The sequence below is a fragment of the Clostridium aestuarii genome, assembly GCF_026735135.1.
In the GTDB taxonomy this organism is placed as follows: domain Bacteria; phylum Bacillota; class Clostridia; order Clostridiales; family Clostridiaceae; genus Clostridium_H; species Clostridium_H aestuarii.
Map to the genome: position 1 here is coordinate 188,398 of NZ_JAPQER010000001.1, position 21,519 is coordinate 209,916.

Annotated in this window: 19 protein-coding genes; 3 read left to right on the top strand and 16 right to left on the bottom strand. The window is 28.6% G+C overall.

Annotation, left to right across the window (positions count from 1 at the left end; translation table 11 throughout):
• Positions 1-109: 109 nt before the first annotated feature.
• Entirely contained in the window at positions 110-1,183 is a 1,074-nt protein-coding gene (locus OW763_RS00800; RefSeq protein ID WP_268039161.1) for a Fe(3+) ABC transporter substrate-binding protein, read from the bottom strand.
• Positions 1,184-1,571: 388 nt separating this feature from the next.
• Between OW763_RS00800 and OW763_RS00805 the strand changes: the two genes are divergently transcribed.
• Positions 1,572-1,880, top strand: coding sequence for a hypothetical protein (locus tag OW763_RS00805; protein WP_418921786.1), 309 nt, complete (start codon positions 1,572-1,574; stop codon positions 1,878-1,880).
• Between the two features lie 448 nt (positions 1,881-2,328).
• A complete protein-coding gene (locus OW763_RS00810; RefSeq protein WP_268039163.1) occupies positions 2,329-2,691 on the top strand; it encodes a phage holin family protein in 363 nt (120 codons plus the stop codon).
• Between the two features lie 33 nt (positions 2,692-2,724).
• Here OW763_RS00810 and OW763_RS00815 read toward each other — a convergent pair whose 3' ends face one another.
• From OW763_RS00815 to OW763_RS00840, 6 genes are all read right to left on the bottom strand, one after another.
• Entirely contained in the window at positions 2,725-4,851 is a 2,127-nt protein-coding gene (locus OW763_RS00815; protein WP_268039164.1) for a sensor histidine kinase, read from the bottom strand.
• 140 nt (positions 4,852-4,991) lie between these two features.
• Positions 4,992-5,951 (bottom strand): D-2-hydroxyacid dehydrogenase, encoded by a 960-nt coding sequence (locus tag OW763_RS00820; protein ID WP_268039165.1) that lies wholly within the window; start codon positions 5,949-5,951, stop codon positions 4,992-4,994.
• A gap of 82 nt (positions 5,952-6,033) precedes the next feature.
• A complete protein-coding gene (locus tag OW763_RS00825) occupies positions 6,034-6,780 on the bottom strand; it encodes a sulfite exporter TauE/SafE family protein (protein ID WP_268039166.1) in 747 nt (248 codons plus the stop codon).
• A 195-nt stretch (positions 6,781-6,975) separates the two neighbouring features.
• The gene (locus OW763_RS00830; protein WP_268039167.1) at positions 6,976-7,938 is read right to left on the bottom strand and encodes a patatin-like phospholipase family protein; all 963 of its coding nucleotides are present in this window, start codon (positions 7,936-7,938) and stop codon (positions 6,976-6,978) included.
• Positions 7,939-8,061: 123 nt separating this feature from the next.
• Positions 8,062-8,976, bottom strand: coding sequence for a DUF4846 domain-containing protein (locus OW763_RS00835; RefSeq protein WP_268039168.1), 915 nt, complete (start codon positions 8,974-8,976; stop codon positions 8,062-8,064).
• A 172-nt stretch (positions 8,977-9,148) separates the two neighbouring features.
• Positions 9,149-9,670 carry an ECF transporter S component gene (locus OW763_RS00840; protein ID WP_268039169.1) on the bottom strand — a complete coding sequence of 174 codons (522 nt, stop codon included), beginning with the start codon at positions 9,668-9,670 and terminating at the stop codon, positions 9,149-9,151.
• Positions 9,671-9,870: 200 nt separating this feature from the next.
• On the opposite strand from OW763_RS00840, the gene OW763_RS00845 reads away from it, so the two are divergent.
• Positions 9,871-10,962, top strand: a complete 1,092-nt coding sequence (locus OW763_RS00845) for a GerAB/ArcD/ProY family transporter (RefSeq protein ID WP_268039170.1) — start codon at positions 9,871-9,873, stop codon at positions 10,960-10,962.
• Positions 10,963-11,028: 66 nt separating this feature from the next.
• Here the strand turns inward: OW763_RS00845 and OW763_RS00850 are convergent, their stop codons facing one another.
• From OW763_RS00850 to OW763_RS00890, 9 genes are all read right to left on the bottom strand, one after another.
• Positions 11,029-12,333 carry an amidohydrolase gene (locus OW763_RS00850; protein ID WP_268039171.1) on the bottom strand — a complete coding sequence of 435 codons (1,305 nt, stop codon included), beginning with the start codon at positions 12,331-12,333 and terminating at the stop codon, positions 11,029-11,031.
• Between the two features lie 17 nt (positions 12,334-12,350).
• Positions 12,351-14,054 carry an adenine deaminase C-terminal domain-containing protein gene (locus tag OW763_RS00855; protein WP_268039172.1) on the bottom strand — a complete coding sequence of 568 codons (1,704 nt, stop codon included), beginning with the start codon at positions 14,052-14,054 and terminating at the stop codon, positions 12,351-12,353.
• Between the two features lie 13 nt (positions 14,055-14,067).
• Positions 14,068-15,138: an ABC transporter substrate-binding protein gene (locus OW763_RS00860; protein ID WP_268039173.1), complete on the bottom strand. Its 1,071-nt coding sequence runs from the start codon at positions 15,136-15,138 to the stop codon at positions 14,068-14,070.
• Positions 15,139-15,160: 22 nt separating this feature from the next.
• Positions 15,161-16,201, bottom strand: coding sequence for an ABC transporter ATP-binding protein (locus OW763_RS00865; RefSeq protein ID WP_268039174.1), 1,041 nt, complete (start codon positions 16,199-16,201; stop codon positions 15,161-15,163).
• Positions 16,202-16,217: 16 nt separating this feature from the next.
• Complete coding sequence (locus OW763_RS00870; RefSeq protein WP_268039175.1) at positions 16,218-17,000, bottom strand: ABC transporter permease; 783 nt, start codon at positions 16,998-17,000, stop codon at positions 16,218-16,220.
• 1 nt (position 17,001) lies between these two features.
• A complete protein-coding gene (locus OW763_RS00875; RefSeq protein WP_268039176.1) occupies positions 17,002-17,832 on the bottom strand; it encodes an ABC transporter permease in 831 nt (276 codons plus the stop codon).
• 234 nt (positions 17,833-18,066) lie between these two features.
• A complete protein-coding gene (locus OW763_RS00880; RefSeq protein ID WP_268039800.1) occupies positions 18,067-19,683 on the bottom strand; it encodes an ABC-F family ATP-binding cassette domain-containing protein in 1,617 nt (538 codons plus the stop codon).
• A 218-nt stretch (positions 19,684-19,901) separates the two neighbouring features.
• Positions 19,902-20,606: a lysophospholipid acyltransferase family protein gene (locus OW763_RS00885; RefSeq protein ID WP_268039177.1), complete on the bottom strand. Its 705-nt coding sequence runs from the start codon at positions 20,604-20,606 to the stop codon at positions 19,902-19,904.
• 31 nt (positions 20,607-20,637) lie between these two features.
• Positions 20,638-21,516, bottom strand: a complete 879-nt coding sequence (locus OW763_RS00890; RefSeq protein WP_268039178.1) for a diacylglycerol/lipid kinase family protein — start codon at positions 21,514-21,516, stop codon at positions 20,638-20,640.
• Positions 21,517-21,519: the final 3 nt, after the last annotated feature.

Consider the following 21,519-nt stretch of genomic DNA (forward strand, 5'->3'; position numbering starts at 1 on the left):
TTAAAACATTCCAACTGTTCAGCTTATTCTTCTTTAGTTTAATCACTATAGTCACATCCTTTTACAATAAATTCAGAAAAAGCAGCTGTGTCAGCTGCTTTTCAATATTTTATTTCCAATTTACTTCGTTTAAAATTTGAACTGCTCTCTTATTGTTTTCACCAAGCTTAGATAATCTTATATCTTGTTCTTTAAAACTTCCCCATGATTTAAGAAGTTCTGATGGTTCAACTTCTGGGTTTACTGGATATTCATAATTAGCCTCTGCATATTGTTTTTGTGCTTCTACACCTGACAAAAATTCTATAAATTTAACCGCATTCTCTTTATTCTTAGCATCTTTAGTTAATCCTGCACCACTAATATTTACATGTGTTCCTGTTGTTTGTTGATTTGGGAAGAACACTTTTACACTTTTTCCTACTTTAACTTCTTCTGAATCTGCTGAATTTAAAAGCTTTCCTACATAATAAGTATTCATAATAGCTATATCGCCAATACCAGCAACTACTGCTTTTGCTTGGTCTCTATCATTTCCTTGAGGCTCTCTAGCCATATTTCCCACAATTTCTTTTGCCCATTCTTTAGCTTTTTCTTCACCATTTATTTCTATAAATGAAGCTAATAATGATTGATTATATATATTCGTTGATGATCTAACTAAAATCTTTCCTTTCCATTTTGCATTTGTTAAGTCTTCGTATGTAGATAGATCTTTTGAATTAACTCTATCTTCTGAGTAAACCATAACTCTAGCTCTTTTAGTTAATCCAAACCATTGATTATCTTCGTCTCTATATTTTTCTGGAATATTTTTTGTAAGTTCATCGCTTTCAACTGACTGTAACAGTTCACTTTCCTTAGCTCTATATAACCTTCCAACATCTGCTGTTATTAAAACATCAGCTTGTGTATCTTTTCCTTCTCTTTTTAATCGCTCAATTAATTCGTCTGATTTGCCCTTTACAACATTTACTTTAATACCTGTTTTTTCTGTGAACATTTTATAAAGTTCTTCATCTGAATCATAATGCCTATCTGTATAAACATTTACTATCTTTTCTTGGTCTTTTGAAATGTTCTTCTTATCTGTTTTTTGACTACCTGAGCACCCAGCTAGTACACCTGCTGAAATTACTAAAGTTAATGCTGCTGAAATTAATCCTAATTTTTTCTTTATCATTTGTTTTCCTCCTTTGGAAACTTTTTTGATTAAATTAGTCTATTATTTAAAAGATTACGCATATAAAACATAGACCGTTAATTGATAATTCATAGCAATCATTAATATTATTTATTTGATATAGATTATCATTTACAATTAAATATTATTAGATCTTTTCATAATTGTCAATATGAAATTTAAGGAAATCACATAATGTTATTTTTTATCTGCATAATATATGCTTTAACCTTTTTCTAATTATAACCATATAATATAAGTGTAATTTGAAAAAGGAGTGTATAAATGCATGTATTTCTATGATTATTTTGAAGATTATGATTATCTAGAGGACTATGATGACATTCAGTATTTTCCTATTCCATATATGAACCCTTATTATAGATTTATGCCTATGTTCCGATTTTATCCAATGCCTATGCCATATATGATGAGGCAAACTTCTAAACCTCCTACAGGACCTCCACCATCTACTATTCCTGACAAAGACTCACCTAAACTTAAAGCTGTTGATCCTGGTGCAATCAAAAATTGTAAATATAGGTATGTATATTTATGGCTCAAAAATGGAAGGTCATTTTGGATATGGCTTACTTATGTAGGTAAAACTTCTATTTCAGGCTGGAGATGGACTGGTTTCTTCTGGGTTTACTTTGGAATTGATTTGAAAAAAATTGACAGTTTTATATGTGTATAGTACTCATAATTCCAAATTTATGCTGACCTTTAAAGAGAAATAAGAGTTGAACTTACATGTAGCTATATAACTTTTGAATTGTAAAAATTGAATAATTAAAAAATTTGTATTCAGCTACATAATTTTGGAATTATGCAATTTCAGAAAATAATAAAGGAAAGCATATATTGCATAGAATGAACTTCTATCAATATATGCTTTCCTTTAATTTCGCCCACAACATTTTTTATTTTTGTTATCTAAAATATTTTTTTAATTTATGTAAAAGATATATATAAGTAAGGAATTTGTATAATTAAAAATTTTAAAGGCAACATGCAAGTTTTGTTGTGAACAACGTTTTAAAAGAACTATTTTCGAAGTAATAAATAATGAAACTTGCATAGAACTATCTAAGTTTTGAATTATTCAACTTCCTTAAGTTAATATTTAAAGGAGTGTTTAAATTATGGATGAAAAGAATGAAAAACGCTATAGATCTGGTGCATCTCAATATATAATAAGATTTGTATTGGTTTCTATTATATTAACCGTAACATCATTTTTAACACCTGGTTTTAGTATTATAGGATTATGGCCAATACTGATGGCCGCAATTGTAATAACCGCACTAGATTACTTAGTAGAAAAGATTATGAAGATTGATGCATCCCCTTTTGGAAAAGGCTTAAAAGGATTTGTAATTGCAGCTTTAATATTATATATAACGCAATTTATAGTTCCCAACATGAGAGTCTCTGTAATAGGTGCATTTTTAGCAGCATTAGTTATTGGAGTGCTGGATGTTGTGTTCCCTAATAGAGTAATGTAATAAAAAGGTGCCAAAATAGCACCTTTTCTTTTTCTATGAATATACATCCGAAAATTCAATATTTATTCTTTCTATTTTATCATTTTGCTCTATAGTTTTAGGCTCTATCTTTTCTTTTTCTGAACACATTTTTTTAGGAAGCTCAACAATAAACTCACTGCCTTCTCCTTCTTTACTTTTAACACTTATATTGCCCTCATGCATTTTTACAATTCCTTCTACCAAAGATAGCCCTATTCCGCTTCCTTCATAATTTCTAGTAAAGGATTTATCAACCTGCATAAATCTTTTAAATATAATTTTTTGCTTATCTTTGGGTATACCTTGTCCATTATCTTTTACAGATATAATAATTTTTTCCTCTTCATCATAAATATTAACTTTTATTTCTCCATTATTTTGTGTAAACTTTATAGCATTTGACAGCAAATTCAACATAACTCTTTCAATTTTATAAGGATCACACGCTATAGTTTGTTCTTCCATTTCAGTATCAAAAATCAAATCTATATATTTATTCTTGGCATATGGTACTACTGATAGAGTTATATCTTCAACAATCTTGACAATATCGCCATTATGTAAATCAACTTCAAAAAAATTAGCATCCATTTTGGTAACATCTATTAGATTATTAACTAGCCTTAACAATCTATAACAATTTTGATTCATATAAACAATATACTTATTTATATTGTTTACACAAACCATAGGTTTATTTTCAGTATGATATTTAATCAATTTTAGTGAACCTAAAATTACATTTAAAGGAGTTCTTAATTCATGAGAAATGTTAGCAAAAAATTCGTTTTTTATTTTATCATACTGCTTTGCTTCTCTTAAAAGTTCTTCATTCTTTTGAGCTCTTTTTCTTTCTGTAATATCTCTAATAACACACATAGTAAGACATCTTCCATTTTCCATGTATGGAGCACCCGCGGCCTCTACATATGCAATCTCACCATTCATTCTTATAATTTTTTCTTCAATAATTGGCACTTTTTTCCCTTCTTGTTCATTTTTGATTCTTTCTATTGCTATCTCTTTATAATCTGGATGTACAAATTCCAATAAACTGTTACCTATTATGCTATTATCAGAATATATGTTGAAAATTCTTCTTCCTACCTTATTAATATATATACATTTTCCATTATCATGAACACAGATTCCATTCGGAGAAAGCTCTAAAAGCAATTTGTATCTTTCTTTGCTTTTTCTTAGTTCATTTTCAATTTGATTTCTTTCCTCTATTTCTTTCATTAAAAATTGATTTATTGCCTTTAATTCATCATTTTTATTTTTAAGCTTATCATTTAATTCATTAGACTTATCTCTCAAAATCTCATTAGGCTTTTTTATTAATGTTCTTATTACTGCTCTATAAATAAGATAAATTGATAAAATACAAATTATATGAATAATACAATTAATTGTTATACTTAACTCATTGTATATAGCTCTATATACAATAGATATTATTCTAGCTATTACACTACTTATAAAAGAAAGCTTCATATTTTTGATAATTTTATCATCAAAATGTTTTTTATTTCTATCAAGTATAAATATATTAACAACAAGAAATGCCAAACTCCCATATCTAATTTTTCTAAAAGCTGAGGTAACACCATAATTTTTTATATAAACTATAGGAAAAATTTCAAACTTGTATATAGCTAAAATCATCAATATAGATACTATTAAATAAACAAATATCACCTTAATTATATTAATTTTCTTGTATAAAAATCTATTTGCTATTAAACAAGATATACAATACATATATTCATACATAATCATCAATTGCATATTTATATTCGAAATCGGACCACCAATAAAAAAAACATTTTTTCTATATGAAATAATATTAAGCAATCCAATGACTGATATAAATCCAAAAGCAATTCCAATAAACATAAAATACTCATTTTTAGCAATCTTATAAGTACTAATTGCAGTAATAAATATAACAAATGGTATAGCTGTACTTAATAATCTAATTATAAGCATAAATAACTGAAAATTTCCTAAAGCTATACGAGAAATCATTAAAATCATAGCTATAAATAAAAATATATTAATTAATATATTTTTATTTAATCCTTTTATTTTTTTACTTAATACACCCATATTAAAACAAGAAATGTGTTTTTCCATAAATTATACCTCTTTCTTGCATCATAATCCATTTTTAAACATTTTACTCAATATTATTAATATTCTTCATTATTTTTACAATTCCTTCTAAATAAAAACAGACTAATTGACAAATTTATCAATTAGTCTGTTTTTTAAGTTTAAACTACATAGTTTCTCTTTTCATCATCTATAAATGCTTCAATATTTAATACTATTTCATCTATAAGTTTTTTTCTAGCTTCAAAGCTTGCCCACGCAATATGTGGAGTTATAAGTAACCTATCTTTATTATTTATTTTTAACAATGGATTATCTTTATTAATAGGCTCCTTTGATATAACATCTAAAGCTGCACCTGCAATTATTTTTTTATCTAAAGCCTTAGCTAAATCATATTCATTTACTATTTTGCCTCTACCGACATTTATTAAGAATGCAGATTCTTTCATAATATTTAATTTGTCCAAAGTTATTAGATTTTCTGTTTCTTCATTAAGTTGACAATGGATTGAAACTATATCACTTATTTTTAACAACTGTTCAAGTTCTTTTCTCTCATAATTCAGGTTATTATTTCTACCTGATGCAGAATAATAAATCACCTTACATCCAAAGCTTTCAGCTATTTTAGCTACACCTCTTCCTATTTCTCCTAAACCTATTATTCCCCAAATCTTACCATTAAGTTCATAAAACGTTTTTGAAAAATGGGTAAATAGCGTACTCTCGCAATACTCTCCACTCTTTGTATATTTATCATAGTAATTCAAGTGTTCCAATAAATAAAACATCGCAGCGAAAGTGTGTTGCACAACGCTGTTAGTAGAATAACCTGCAACATTAGCAACTCCTATATTATTTGCACTTGCATATTCTAAATCTACATTATTTGTACCTGTAGCTGCTATACATATCAGTCTTACTTTTTCAGCATATTTTAGATTTTCTTCATTTAAAACTACTTTATTAGTTATTATTATATCCGTATCTTTTATTCTCTGTACAACTTCTTTTTCATCAGTTGTATCATAAACTTTAACTTCTCCAAACTTATCAAAAACTTTTAAATCAATATCACTTCCTAAAGTATTTGCATCTAATATTACTATTTTTAACATCCGTATAATCTCCTTTGTCTATATTTTATTGTTTCAGGGAATTGCATAATTAAAAATTTCAAATGTGGAATGTAAGATTTCCTCATTTATATATTCCTAATAGTTTACCAGCCATAAGTAAGACTGCAACAAATAAAACAATTCTTATATATTTATCTCCTTTTTTAACAGCAAAATTGCTGCCTATATATCCCCCTAAACCATTTCCAACAGCCAAAGTCAATCCTAAAAGCCAATCTACTTTTCCGTTCACTATAAAAACAAGTAGCGCTGAAACCATATACATGGCAATTACAAATACCTTTAAGCTATTTATTTTCACAAGAGAAAATCCAGTAATCAGTGTTAATGATATTATAACTATAAACCCAGTTCCAGCCTGAACTAATCCTCCATATATTCCAACAAAGAAAAAAACTATTGAAGCTAAAGCTTTATGCTTTTTTGTTAATTCTTTTTTCATTGACGCAATTCTCTTTTGAGGTTGCCAGATTATAAATATAACAACAATTATCATAATTACACCAAGAATTTTATTAAAAACCTCATCTGGAAGCTTAATGGCTATTTTTGCTCCTACAATAGAACCTATAATTGCTGGAATACCCAGCATTAAACTAAATTTAATATCAAAATATCCTTTTTTCTTGAAATTTGTAACTGCAACAATGTTTTGTACCATTAAAGCAACTCTATTTGTACCATTTGCCACTACCGAAGGAAGCCCTAAAAAAATTAATAAAGGCATAGTCAGCAGCGAGCCTCCTCCTGCTAATGTGTTTATAAAACCAGCCACTACCCCTGCAGCTAGAACCATTAATAATTTCATTTTTTACCCCCTTTTTACAAATAATAATGAACAGTATTTATTATTTAAATATTTTGTATATTATATCATATTTTAAGAAAAGTGCTACGCACTTTTCTTAGTTTACATGCTGTATCAGCAAGCTTATACTAGCAGTTAACAAAGTTATCAACAATTTTAAATTTTTATAATTTATTATAGAACAAAATCAGGAGCCTATTCAGCTTCTGTTCTGTATCTCATTATATAATTTCGGAAATTCCATTTATGCAAGAATTGTTTTGCACTGACATATCCCGAATCAAAAAGCTTTTGGCTAGTTTCTTTTGTTATATCAAACTCAGTTGTTTTTACTCCTAATGTAGGAATGAATATAGTCCTTACTACATCCTTATCTCTAACATATATATCTTCATTTCTATTAATTATAGTAGTAATCATATCAAGTGAAAATGAGATAATATCATTTTTTCCCTGCTGTGTATAACTTTTTTCATCATCCACAAGATTAAATCCAAAGGTTGGAAATTTAGGTTTCCCTTTTACATCAAATATCCATACAGGAAAATTACTTAAAATCCCACCATCTACTATATAACTCATTTTATTATCGTAATGAAGTTTTACAGGTTTAAAAAAATAAGGAATGCTGATACTCATTCTTACAGCCTTAGCAATTTCAAACTCCATTGGATCTATTCCATATTTATAAAGATCATCTGGTAAAATCAATATATTTCTCTTTGTAATATCTGAAGCAATTATTTTAAGCTTTGATTTTCCATTAACACTTATATCTTTAAACTTTGTTTTTCCTTTTACTTTAAGGAGATTTTCCATCCATTTTTCTATATAATCCTCACTATTCATTCCTTTATCCTTAAACAAATTATAAATATGGGATATTTTTTCAAAAAAGTCTCCCAAATATTTCATACAAGAAATAGATTGTATCATATTTTTATCTAAAAATTTACTATAGTCTGTTTTAAGTATTACCTCTTTCACTTCTTTACCAGTATATCCTACAGCTAAAAGCGCCGCTATAATAGCACCTGCCGATGTTCCAGCACAATTTTGCCATCTATAGCCTTTTTCTTCAAGATAACATATTGCACCTACAAAAGCTATTCCTTTAACTCCTCCGCCTTCGAAAACAGCATCAATTTTTCTAGGCATACTTCCCCCTTTTTATCTATTAATTAACATTTCTAACGTTCTATCTAAATTAAATTTTACTTTATGACAAATCACCTGTATATGTATACTTTGTTACATTATATTCATGAATTCTAAAATTATTTAATTTTCTTTAAATCTCCTCAACATATCCTCATCAAAAGTCCATTCAGGTGTATATAATTTATCCTCAAAATTCAAATTGTACCAGGGGCTGAACAAGCTATTATCATTGTTGCATAATATCTGTATATCCTGTGCTGGCATATAACTTTGAGCAATCATAAAAACTTTTTCTCCTGTTTTCTTGTTTTTAGCCATATCCACAACTATTACTGCATGGCCTGGACTTCCTCCCTTTATATAAACATCTCCAATTTTCATAGAATCTTTTGAAATGGGGATTAGTTCTTTTTCTAATGATAGAGTACTTGCATATGCAAACACTACATTCATATATTTTCTGAAACTTTCATAGTTGTTCGATGGATTATATTTCTTCTTCCAGTAAGCTTTATCATTTTTAATACCAACTCTATAACCATCCATCCATTTTGAATAACTGCAGTTAAATCCACTTACAAAGTTAAAGTGAATTTTATCATACTCCTTATTTTTGTATAAATACTCTCCTCTTAACCTCATAACTGCATCTGCACACTGCTGCAAATCTCTATCTCCAATATCCATATCCACAACACCAATATAAACATTATCTCTTATTTTTTCTCTTCCATCATAATATAACACTTTTGATCCATGAGTCTTTAATGGAAGTTTTCTTAAATAGTCGCCAAAAGAATTTTTCTTTATACTTATTCTCTCAAATCCTTTTGGAACATTAAATCTTTCTTCTATCGTTTTACCTTTTTTATTGATAACATCGTACTCTTTTCCCTGGTTCTCATCCTTTATATCTGGGTTTTTAATAGATTTTTCTGTAGCAATTTGAGATTTTTTCATATCAACCTTATTACACGAAGTTGCAGAAAAAGCTGTTACTATACTAATGCAAACTAATAAAACCTTTTTTATCATATATATACCTACCTTTCCATTTTGAATCACTAAAACATTATAAATTAACTATAATATATTTATTCACCTCAAAAGTTAAAACAATATGACAAAAAACTTCTTAAGAATTTTTATTCCAAAATTCTTAAGAAGTTTTATTATCTCTATTGTTTTACCCAGATTTTATTAATTTTTAAGCTTCCAAATTAATTCCACTTTTATTGATTATTGGTTTAATTGCTGCTGCTATAGGGATTGTTATTGCAACTCCAAGTGCTGTTGTCGATAATGATGTTATCATTTTTAGCATAGCTGTATGGAAACCAACAAAAACCAACCAATTAACTATAAAGTATCCAAATAGTGATACCAATCCACCTACTATGAATGCTAAAATATTTTGTTTCATGCTATTTCCCTTTTTATTACCTGCAAATGCTATTTTGCCTGCTGCATATCCTGTTAATCCTTTTACTATAAATGTAGGTACAACCCATGCTGTAAACATTGGATTCATTCCATCAAACAATGCACAACCAATAGCTCCAGCTAATGCTGCATCCTTACCTATTAAAATAGCTGCAATAAATATAGCTGTTGTTCCCAAATGTATCATAGAATTACTTCCACCTAAAGCTATTGGAATGTGCATAGCTGTTCCTATAAAACATATTGCTGCAAAAAGTCCTATTAATACAACTCTTTTTATTTTCATAATAACTCCTCCCTTTAATGGATATTAACTATTTATATATATATTGCCTTTTTTTGTATTGTAAACTCATAATACTTTTTCGTCAAATGTATGGATACAATTTAGTTCAATTTGTAATTCCCCTACTTAATTCCTCATTAAAATCAATTAATTGGTTAACATATATATGAAAAGATTTTATAATTGAGGTAAATTAAATAATGAATAATAAAGAGACTCTTTCTGATAAACAATATATATCCATCATAATTTTGTTTTTTACAGGTTCAAATTCAATCTTTGTAATGGGTTTAGAAGCTAAAAAGGATGCATGGTTAGCTTTTATTTTAGCAATATTAATAACATTACCTATGGTGCTTATATATACACGACTTCACACTCTTTTTCCAGGGAAAGATTTGTTCGATATTCTTGAAATTTGTTTTGGAAAATTTGTTGGGAAATTAATGATACTTTTATATACTTGGTTTGTTTTTTATTTTGTTTCTGATATTCTAGTTACTTATAGCTTTTTTATTAATGTAGTTAATTTACATTACACTCCTACCATTATATTAAACATATTTTTGGCAATATTATGTGCTTTTGGGGTAAAAAAAGGTCTTACTGTTTTGGGTAGATGGTCAGAATCTTTTGTAATTGTACCTATTATCACTTTACTTACTATAGTATTATTATCAATTCCTAATATGAAAATAAATAATATTCTTCCTATACTACAAGATGGTATTAAACCGATTTTGAAAGGAACTTTTAGTACATTTACATTTCCACTTATTCAAATAGTAGTATTTACTATGGCTTTTTCAAATTTTGAAACTCCAAAATCTCCTTATAAAATCTATATTAAAGGATTATTAATAAGTGGGGTCTACTTATCTATACTTTCTATAACTAATATTCTAGTATTAGGAGTAAATACTGCTGGATTAGTATATTATCCCGCTTTTGCTACTATTTCAAAAATAGTTATTGGAGATATACTCCAAAGAATAGATATACTTATAGTCATAACATTTATCTTAGGTGGTTTTGTTAAAATAAGTATATTACTGCTTTGTATTTGTAAAGGAATAACCAAATTATTTGGATACCAAAACTATAAATTTATAATAATTCCTATAGCTTTACTTGTAATTAATTTATCTTATTTCCAATATGACAGCGTAATGCATTATTTTAACTTCAATATACGAATATGGCCTTATTATCATTTTCCTTTTCAGGTAATTTTTCCTATAATCACACTTATTACTGCTGAAGTTAAAAAGAAAAAGTTAAAAAACATATAGTAAGTAAAATAAATTTAAAAATACTTAATTTATTCTACTTACTATATGTTTTCATCCTCATAAAATTCAAACGTTGAAATTTTGTATTTTCTCTTTAATTTCTCTAAGCTGATAAGTAACATCACTCATATCCAACGATTTAATAGATTTATTTTTCACAAGTATTTTTCCGTTTACCATTACAGTATCTACATTAGAAGGATTAGCTGAATATACCAAAACAGAATAGTAATCATATACAGGCTGCATATTGATAGATTTTGTTTCTACTATCACAAGGTCAGCTTTTTTTCCTATTTCGATTGAACCTATTTCAGCATCCATACTTAACGCTCTAGCTCCTCCCATAGTTGCCATTTCTAAAATTTCACTGGCAGGGAACAGTGTTCTATCTTCATTTACAAGTTTATGCACCTTTCCAACTAGAGCCATCTGAGTCATTATGTCTAAAGTATTACCACTCATAGCTCCATCAGTACCTAACCCTATCTTTAATCCGTATTTATACATTTCAACTGCTGGTGCAGTGCCTTTTCCACCTTTTGAATTTGCCCCTACATTGTGGGATATGCCAACTTCTCTCATCTTCAAAATCTTTAAATCTTCATCCGTTACATGAATAAAATGTGCACCTATTAGTCTCTTATTTAACATACCGATACTATCTAAATAAGCAGTAGGAGTCATATCATATTTCTTTACATATTCCTCAAATTCATATTTCATTTCAGCTACATGCATTAAAATTGGGACATCATATTTTTCGGATATTTCCAAAACTTTTTTCAAGCTTTCTTCACTGTTTGTATAAGGTGCATGTGGTGCAATAGCAGGCGTTATAAGCTCACTTTCCTTCCATTTTTCAACAAACCATTTGCTGTACTCTAGCCCTCCATATGGCTCATTTGAATCTGGCGCAGGAAAATTAACCACTGTTTCTCCGAGTACAGCTCTCATTCCAGCTTCCTGTACAGCCTTTGCTACCTCGTCTTCAAAATAGTACATATCTGCAAAAGTTGTAACTCCGCCTAGCAACATTTCAGCTACAGCATATTTTGCTCCAGCATATACAAGCTGCTTATCTACTAAATTTTTTTCTAAAGGAAATATATATTTTTGAAGTCTATCAGAAACATCATCTCCCAAGCTCCTAAATACAACCATAGAAGCATGAGTATGAGCATTCACCATTCCAGGAATTAGTATGCCATCTTCCCCATCTATTATCTCACTATCAAGATATTTTGATATAAGACTTCTATCTCCTACATCTACAATCAAATTATCCTCTACCACTACAACTCCATCTTCTATAATATCTTTATTTTTATTCATTGTTATGACATTTACATTTTTTATCAATATGCTCATTTTACTCTCTCCCACATTTAATAAAACAAACTTACAACCTTCTGTTTTTTTACATCTATAAGACCTTTATCTGTTATTTTCAAGGCTGGGCTTACCGGAAGACATAAAGTACTGAAAGACATTATTTCATTCATATGTCTATACCCTAAATCCTTAAGCGCTTCTCTTACTTTCTTTAATTTATACGCTAAAACATCTATGCTATCTTCTGACAAAATTCCTCCCACAGGCAGCTCAACTCCAGCTACTATTTTGCCATCCTTGACAACACAATATCCGCCATTATTTTCTATAATCCAGTTAACAGCTATTGCCATATCTTCAGAATTTTTTCCCATTACAATTAGATTATGCTGATCATGGGCATAAGTAGATGCTATTGCTCCGCTTTCAATTATACTTCCTGTAACAAACCCAAAAGATTTATTTTTCTCTTCTGTATACCTGTTTAATACAGAAACCAAACAGTATTCTGACTTATGCCAATCAAGATTTCCGTCTTTAGCATTTATATTAACCTTTACCTCATTTGTAAATGTACTATCAGGATTAACTTTAATAGCTCTACAGCACACTTCACCATCATGCACTGGAGAAGAAACTCTAAAGTAATCCGTATCAATATAACCTAAATTGACACTATTATAAAAGCTTTCAGGGAAACATTTTTCATGTTGAGTATATCTATTTTCTCCACAGAATACTTCTTTTCCACTCTTATATACAAATTTTATATTAAATTTATTTATATCACTTATTAAAATAAAATCTGCTTTTTTACCTGGAGCAATAGCACCTCTGTCATTGAACCCCATTCTTCTAGCAGGAGTATGTGTAGTTACATATATAGCATTTTCTACAGACATACCTAGTTCTACAGATTTCTTTAATAGAAGATTCAAATGTCCCTCTATCAATTCATCTGCCATAACATCATCAGTTACAAGACAAAAATGTTCATACAAATTATTATCTATTAAAAACTTTATATTTTCCTCTGTCAAAGACTTTTTCTGAATTTCCATAAACATTCCATTTTCAATTTTTTCTTTCAATGATTCAACAGTCTGTTGTGTATGATCTGAATCCACACCACCATATATAAATTTAGCAAGATCTAAATCTGTTATTTTAGGACAATGTCCTTCTATTTTCATAAATGATTTTTCTTTTTTTATAATCTCTATTATAGATTTTATCAACGTTTTATCATCACTTATTAGATCTTTAAAATTCATAACCTCACCAAGACAGCACATATCATAGGACTGTATCAATTTTAAAACCTCTTCAATTCCAATGCTTCCTCCAGTAGTTTCAAGATATGCTGAAGTTGATGGAACAGAACTAGGAACACCGTAGAATATATCTACGGCATCCTGATTAGAACATTTTATCATAGCTTCTATTCCCTTTATTCCAAACACATTAGCTATTTCATGAGGATCAGCAACTATTGTAGTCACTCCATGTTGTACCACTGCTTGGGCAAAATGAGGTGGAGTTGTCATAGAGCTTTCAATATGCATATGAATATCAATTAACCCCGGAATCATATACATTCCTTCAGCATCTATAACCTTCTTTGGTTTTAACTCCTCAACACATTTATTTCCAACGTATAAAAACTTATCATTTACAACAGCAGCATTTGAGTAAATAAATTTTTTAAAGTATGTGTTATATATCAATGCATTTTTTATTAATAAATCTACCTTCATAATTTTATCATCCCTATTGATTTAAAATTCTATTCCATTTATCAATCCAACTTGTTCTTACAGAATTTACAAATTTATAATCGATAACATTTGATTTTTCTAAGCTTTCGCCATATGTTAAGTTTTTGCTTTCTTCTTCTGAAAGTTTCACTTCAACATTTACAGGAGATTCTCCTAATGCTTTAGCTGTTCTCGTTTGAACTTCTTCACTTAATGCATAGTTTATAAATTTTAAAGCTAATTCTTTATTTTTTGAACTTTTAACTACATTTATTGTGTTAAAATTTAAGTAAGCACCTTCTTCTGGGTCAATGAATTTAACATTAGGACTTGATTCTACCACTTTAGGATATGCAAAATCTGCTATAACAGCTGCTGTTATTTCTCCACTTGAGAACATATTTGCAAGATCTGATGATCTTTTATATGTTTTTACTAAGTTAGGTTTTAAAGCTTCTAATTCTTTAAAAGCAGCTTCTCCATTATCACCTTTAACATCAGCTCCGGCTTTAGCTGCTGCAGTATATACAACTGAAGGTCCAAAAGTAGTAGTTATATCTGGTATTGATACTTTACCCTTTAAAGATGCATTCCACAAGTCATTCCATGATTTAATTTCACCATCAACCTTTGATGGATCATATGCTATAGCAGCTCTGTTTAAAGTATATGCTGGTCCATAACCTTGATTTATTAAGTATTTAGCTTTTTCTGTTATTTTTTCAGCATTTGGTATTTTACTATAGTCCACTTTTTCAAATAATCCCTCTTTAATTCCATCTTGTGCAAAACCTTCTGCCAAGTATACTATGTCAATATTACTATTTGGATTTGTCTTTAATTTAGTTAATCTTTCAGAGTTATTTCCTGTTTCCAATACTATTTTTACATTGTTTGCTTTTTCAAATGGTTTAAATACATTCTCCCAAAGCTTATCTTCACTATATCCCCAAGTTGAAATTACAAGTTCAGTTGGTTCACTGCTATCCTTTTTGTCTGTTTTTGCTTGTTTATTTTCACCACATCCTACAAATGCTGCAGTAACTAGAATTGATGTTAAAAATAAAGCTATTTTCTTCTTCATATCTACAATCCTCCTAAGTTTTTTATACTAATATTATTTTATTTGAAGGTAAATATAGTTTTACCTTATCACCTTGCTTATACTTTATATCACTGCTCTCATTCACAACTAAAGTTCCTAAATCCGTTTCCACTGTGTATTGGTATTTTTCCCCTAAATATGTGCGAATCCCAATCACTCCCTTTATAACATTTTCTTCTTTATTTTCTCTTAATATTTCTATATCATCAGGTCTTATAGTTCCTTTAACATTTTTAGAATTTAACTTATTTTCATAATCACAAGTAAATTTAACTCCTGAATTTGACTCATAAGTCTTTTCACCTATTACTTCAAAATCCAAAAAATTTTCGAACCCTACAAATCTAGCTACAAACTCTGTAGATGGATAATTATAAATATTTTCAGGAGTATCATACTGCTCAATAACTCCCTTATTCATAACTGCCACCTTATCAGAAATAGAAAAACATTCTTCCTGATCATGAGTAACAAAAACTGTAGTTATTCCTAATTTCTGTTGAAGTCTTCTTATTTCTACTCTCATTTTTAATCTTAATTTTGCATCAAGATTGCTTAGTGGTTCATCTAAAAGCAAAAGATCAGGTTTTATAACAAGTGACCTAGCTATTGCAACCCTTTGTCTTTGCCCACCTGATAATTCTTTTGGATATCTGTTTTTATAATCCTGTAAATCAACAATTTCTAATATTTTATTAACCTTTTCATTAATTTCTTCTTTATTTGTCTTTCTCATTTTTAATCCAAAAGCTACATTATCAAAAACCGTTAAATGAGGAAACAATGCATAGCTTTGAAATACAATACCAAAGTTTCTCTTATGAACAGAAACTTTAGTATAATCTTTATCTTTAAAAATAAACTTTCCACCAGTAGGTTCTATAAATCCTGCAATAACCCTTAAAGTAGTAGTCTTTCCACAGCCACTGGGTCCTAATAAAGAAACTAATTCTCCTTCTTGTACATCTAAATTTAAATCTTTTAGTACATCTATTTTTCCATCATATGATACTTTTATACTTTCTAAATTTATTACCGCCATAATACCCCTCCAAAATCTATTTTGAAAAATAACTTAATCCTAAAGTTTTTTCTACAATGAACATTATTATAATAGTCATAATCATTAGAACAACCGAAAGAGCTGATACTGTAGGGTCGTAGTTATATTCTATATAGCTCATCATAGTAATTGGCAGAGTACTTACTCCAGGTCCTGTTAAAAATATGGATACAGGCACATTATTAAATGAATTAATAAATGCCAACATAAATGCAGCTATAACCCCTGATGTTATATTCGGAAATACTACAAGAAAAAAAGTTTTTATACTGCCAGAACCCAAACTTATAGCAGCTTCTTCTATTGAATAATCAAAACTTTCAAGACTTGAAGCAATAACCCTTATTATATAAGGAATGATTATAACAGTATGACCTATTATTAGACTTGTAAAAATAGGTAATCTTAACTTTATTATGATAAAATTAAACAATGCAAATCCAAAAACTATACCAGGCACTATTATTGGAGAAAAAAAGATATTCTTTAAAATTGATTTTCCTTTAAACTCATATCTGCTCAATGAATATGCTGCTGGTATTCCAACAATAAGTGCTATTATTGTAGCTAACACCGAAATTTCAATACTCATTTTAAAAGTTCTCATAAACATTTCCGAACTAAATATATTTGAAAACCACTTAAGACTAAAGCCTTGAGGCGGAAAAGTAATATATGTTTTAGACCCAAACGCTGTCGTTACAATTATCACTAAAGGTGCAAACAAAAACATATAAATTAAAGTTACAAAAAACGTCAGTAGTTTACTTTTCTTCATTTTAAACACCTCTTTCATTTAACCTACTAGCTAATTTGTTTATTACAAAAATTATAGTTACAGTAGTTATACTCATAATAGCTGCTACTACAGAAGCTGAATTCCAATCTCCAAGTGTCATGGTCTTTTGATATATTAATGTAGATAATACCATATTCCTATTTCCACCTAATAATTGTGGTGTAGTATACGCAGTTAATGATCCTGTGAAAACCAAAACACTTCCAACAATAATTCCAGGTATACTTAAAGGAAATACTACTTTGAAAAAAGCTTTAATTCTACTTGCTCCTAAACTTTCCGCAGCTTCTAATAAATCATTTTCTATATTTTCCATAACTCCAACTAAGGATACTACCATTAGTGGAAGAAATAAATAAACCGTACCTACAATAATAGCACTCTCTGTATACAAAAGTTTGTATGGCTCTTTGATAAGACCTACATTCATAAGAAATGTATTTATTATTCCATTCTTACCTAAAATGGTCATCCATGCAAAGGATCTTACAACGGAATTGGTTAAAAGAGGGAAAACTGTACAAGCAATCAATGCTCCTCTTATATTCTTATTGCTTCTAGAAATAAAATAAGCAACTGGTATTCCTAATACCATAGTGATAACCGATGTAATTAGCGCAATTTTTAAAGTTCTTTTAAAGATTGAAACATAATATTCATCTTTAAAAAACTCAACATACTTATCAAAGCTAATACCTGTTTTACCATAAAAAGTAGGTATTATTATGTTAATAATCGGTATGAATAAAAACACTAATATCAATGCAATACCAGGAACCAATAATAAATATAACCATTTGTTTTTCTTCATAAGGATTCTTCCTTTCTTGTAAATAAAAATCTTTTTTGAACTTAATCATTTTAATACTAAGTTAACTTTCGTAATGTAACGAACTTTATTGAGCATAAATTAATTAAAATTCACTTTAGTATAACATTTGATATTTTCTTAGTCAATATATAACTTAAAAAATTGCATAATAAAAAAACAAAGTCATTCAAATTTGGTGAATCCAAATTCAATGACTTTGTTTTTTATGTTATATTATTTATACATATTTTCAATTGTATTTTGAGCATCTTCATCTTCTAAGAATTCATCAAAAGTACTTTGTTTATCAAAAACTCCATTTGGTGTTAATTCAATAATTCTATCGGCAATAGTCTGTATGAACTTATGATCATGAGATGCTAAAAGCATTGTTCCTTTAAAGGCTATCAATCCATTATTAACAGCTTGAATAGATTCTAAATCCAAATGATTTGTTGGCTCATCAAGAATTAATACATTTGCATTGGAAAGCATTAATTTTGAGAACATGCATCTTACCTTTTCTCCTCCAGAAAGCACCTTTACCATTTTCAAAGGCTCCTCACCAGAAAACAACATCTTACCTAAGAAACCTCTAATAAAAGTTTCTGTTTTCTCTTCAGAATATTGTCTTAACCAATCTATCAAATTCAAATTAACATCTTCGAAATATCTTTCATTATCCTTTGGGAAATATGCTTTTTTAATAGTAACTCCCCATTTAAACGTGCCTTCATCCGGTTCCATCTCACCCGTCAAAATTTTAAACAAAGCTGTTCTTGCAATTTCGTTTCTTCCAAGAATAGCTATCTTTTCTCCTTTATTTAAAATGAAAGAAATATTATTTAAAACTTTTACTCCATCAATTGTTTTACTTATGCCATCAACTCTTAAAATATCTTTCCCAGCTTCTCTTTCCGGTGTAAATCCAACAAAAGGATATCTTCTTGATGATGGTTGAATATCTTCTACATCAATCTTATCTAAAAGTTTCTTTCTTGACGTAGCTTGTTTTGCTTTTGAAGCATTTGAACTAAATCTTGCAATAAAGTTTTGCAGTTCTTTAATTTTCTCTTCTTTTTTCTTATTTTGATCTTTCATTAATTTTAACGCTAATTGGCTAGACTCATACCAAAAATCGTAGTTACCAACAAATAATTTTGCTTTACCAAAATCAATGTCCAGCATATGGGTACATACTTTATTTAAAAAATGTCTATCATGTGATACTACTATAACTGTCTTTTCATAATTTAATAAAAATTCTTCTAACCAATTTATCGCTTTAAAATCTAAATGGTTTGTAGGCTCATCTAATAAAAGAATATCTGGATTACCAAAAAGTGATTGAGCTAATAAAACTTTCACCTTCTCACCAGCTTTTATATCTTTCATTTGCTTTGAATATAATTCTTTATCTACACCTAAGCCCATTAAAAGCTTTTCTGCATTTGTTTCAGCTTCCCAACCATCTAACTCTGCAAACTCTCCTTCTAATTCAGATGCTTTTATTCCATCCGCTTCAGTAAAATCTGCTTTTTGATAAAGAGCATCTTTTTCTTGCATTATTTCATAAAGTCTTTTGTGTCCCATAATTACTGTATCTAAAACAACACATTCGTCAAATTCAAAGTGGTTTTGTTTTAATACCGCTAATCTTTCACCTGGTGTTATAGATAATTGTCCTTCATTTGGTTCTATTTCACCAGATAAAATCTTTAAAAATGTTGATTTTCCTGCACCATTTGCACCTATTACTCCATAACAATTTCCCGGAGTAAATTTTACATTTACATCATCAAATAATTTTCTATCTCCAAATCTCAATCCTAAACCAGTAACTGTAATCAAATTAAATTTGTTATACAACTATTTGTATAACATCCTCCTTCCAACTTTTTCAAACAAAAAATTGCACAAATCACTGTGCAATTTTCAATCTCACTCACTAAATTATACACTTTTTTTTAAAATTATTAAACACTTTAATTCAAATAACTTGTTGAAAACATCATAATTTAGCTATTAACTGCCCTATACTTAAAAAATTTCATCTTTAAACTTAGTCATCATAGTGCACTTTCAATTATATCATGGGTAATTTTAGCTAATTTCTTTTTTTCTTCTACAGATAACTTTTCTAAATATATAGGTTTGTGAACTACCATTTTTAAATTGTTACCTCTTACTTTATTTCCAACTTCTAAAACATTATATGTCCCATCTATAGTAATAGGCACTACAGGTACATTAGCTTTAAGTGCTAGTTTCATACTTCCTCTTTTAAAATCTATCATTTCTGATTTTAAACTTCTCGTTCCTTCTGGAAAAATAATCATAGAATATCCCTTTTTTAAATTTTCTACACCTTCGTTAATAGCTTTTATACCTTCTCGAATGTTTTTTCTATCAATATATACAGTATGCATTGCACTTAACCAGGTTCTAACCAGAGGAATTTTTTTTATCTCTTGTTTCGCAATAAAGCCTGTAAGCCTGTTCAAATTTGAAACTAAAATAAAGCCATCAAAAATTGCTTGATGATTTGCCACAAAAACACAAGGTTCATCTGGAATATTTTCCACTCCTCTTACATAAGTTTTAGTCTCAGTTTTTTTTAAAACATGATCCGATATAGCCTTAACCTTTTCATAAACATATTCATCTACAAGTTTAACTGATTTTTTTCTTAAAAAAAGTATTTTCACGCCTCCTATTATGCTATTTAGCAAAAGATAAACTCCAAAATATGTATACCAAAGTAATTTAATCATTTGTCCTTCTCCCTCTTTCTTTAGTGTATTATTATGGAATAATAACTTTTATACTCTTAGGAATTATCTGTAAATCAATTTGTTGAACTTTTATTAATTCCCCATCAATATTTACCAAGATTCCTTTTTCTGATATCAATGTTATCTTTTTACCTTTATAAAAGGATACTTCTTTTATATCAGAATGTTTTCCTTTCATAAGCTTTGGGAATAAAACTAGTATTTTCATTTTACTTAGTTTATCAATAACACAGATATCCAAAATACCATCTTGTAAATCTGCATAAGGAGATACTTTCATACCTCCACCATAATATTTTCCATTTGCAATTGCTAATAGTGTTATTTGAGATTTTATTTCTTTATCATCAATTTTTAACTTAATATGTTTATATTTATAAGTAAATATTGTCATAAAAATACTTAATATATAAGCTACCCCCCCTGAAATAAAGGGAAATGTTTTTAATTTTCTAGCGTTATTTGTTACTTCCGCATCAATACCTACAGAAGAAATATTTATAAAATATCTATCATTAATCTTTGCTAAATCTAGCATTTCAGTTTTTCCAAATATAGTGCTTTTTAATATTTCTTTAACAGAAGTTCCTTTATTAATACTTCTTACAAAATCATTGCCGCTTCCACTAGGTATAACTGCAAGACAGCTATTACTATTAACCATACCATTCAAAACTTCATTAAGAGTTCCATCACCACCAACAGAATAAACTCTATAATCTTCTTTATTTACATAATTTCTAACTAATTCAGTAGCGTGTCCTTGTCTTTCAGTTATTTCAATAATAAACTCCTCATCTATTTCTTTAAATATATTCTTGATTTCTGGTATAATCTCACTTGCTTTCCCTTTACCAGCTTTAGGATTTATAATAAATAAGTGTTTCATTAC

Bases quoted from the DNA above. Each gene is read 5' to 3' on its own strand.
- OW763_RS00805 (WP_418921786.1), top strand. From the start codon at position 1,572: ATGCCTATGTTCCGATTTTATCCAATGCCTATGCCATATATGATGAGG.
- OW763_RS00800 (WP_268039161.1), bottom strand. From the start codon at position 1,183: ATGATAAAGAAAAAATTAGGATTAATTTCAGCAGCATTAACTTTAGTA.
- OW763_RS00835 (WP_268039168.1), bottom strand. From the start codon at position 8,976: ATGATAAAAAAGGTTTTATTAGTTTGCATTAGTATAGTAACAGCTTTT.
- OW763_RS00830 (WP_268039167.1), bottom strand. From the start codon at position 7,938: ATGCCTAGAAAAATTGATGCTGTTTTCGAAGGCGGAGGAGTTAAAGGA.
- OW763_RS00865 (WP_268039174.1), bottom strand. From the start codon at position 16,201: ATGGCGGTAATAAATTTAGAAAGTATAAAAGTATCATATGATGGAAAA.
- OW763_RS00850 (WP_268039171.1), bottom strand. From the start codon at position 12,333: ATGAGCATATTGATAAAAAATGTAAATGTCATAACAATGAATAAAAAT.
- OW763_RS00825 (WP_268039166.1), bottom strand. From the start codon at position 6,780: ATGAAATTATTAATGGTTCTAGCTGCAGGGGTAGTGGCTGGTTTTATA.
- OW763_RS00870 (WP_268039175.1), bottom strand. From the start codon at position 17,000: ATGAAGAAAAGTAAACTACTGACGTTTTTTGTAACTTTAATTTATATG.
- OW763_RS00890 (WP_268039178.1), bottom strand. From the start codon at position 21,516: ATGAAACACTTATTTATTATAAATCCTAAAGCTGGTAAAGGGAAAGCA.
- OW763_RS00885 (WP_268039177.1), bottom strand. From the start codon at position 20,606: ATGATTAAATTACTTTGGTATACATATTTTGGAGTTTATCTTTTGCTA.
- OW763_RS00810 (WP_268039163.1), top strand. From the start codon at position 2,329: ATGGATGAAAAGAATGAAAAACGCTATAGATCTGGTGCATCTCAATAT.
- OW763_RS00820 (WP_268039165.1), bottom strand. From the start codon at position 5,951: ATGTTAAAAATAGTAATATTAGATGCAAATACTTTAGGAAGTGATATT.
- OW763_RS00845 (WP_268039170.1), top strand. From the start codon at position 9,871: ATGAATAATAAAGAGACTCTTTCTGATAAACAATATATATCCATCATA.
- OW763_RS00855 (WP_268039172.1), bottom strand. From the start codon at position 14,054: ATGAAGGTAGATTTATTAATAAAAAATGCATTGATATATAACACATAC.
- OW763_RS00875 (WP_268039176.1), bottom strand. From the start codon at position 17,832: ATGAAGAAAAACAAATGGTTATATTTATTATTGGTTCCTGGTATTGCA.
- OW763_RS00840 (WP_268039169.1), bottom strand. From the start codon at position 9,670: ATGAAAATAAAAAGAGTTGTATTAATAGGACTTTTTGCAGCAATATGT.
- OW763_RS00860 (WP_268039173.1), bottom strand. From the start codon at position 15,138: ATGAAGAAGAAAATAGCTTTATTTTTAACATCAATTCTAGTTACTGCA.
- OW763_RS00815 (WP_268039164.1), bottom strand. From the start codon at position 4,851: ATGGAAAAACACATTTCTTGTTTTAATATGGGTGTATTAAGTAAAAAA.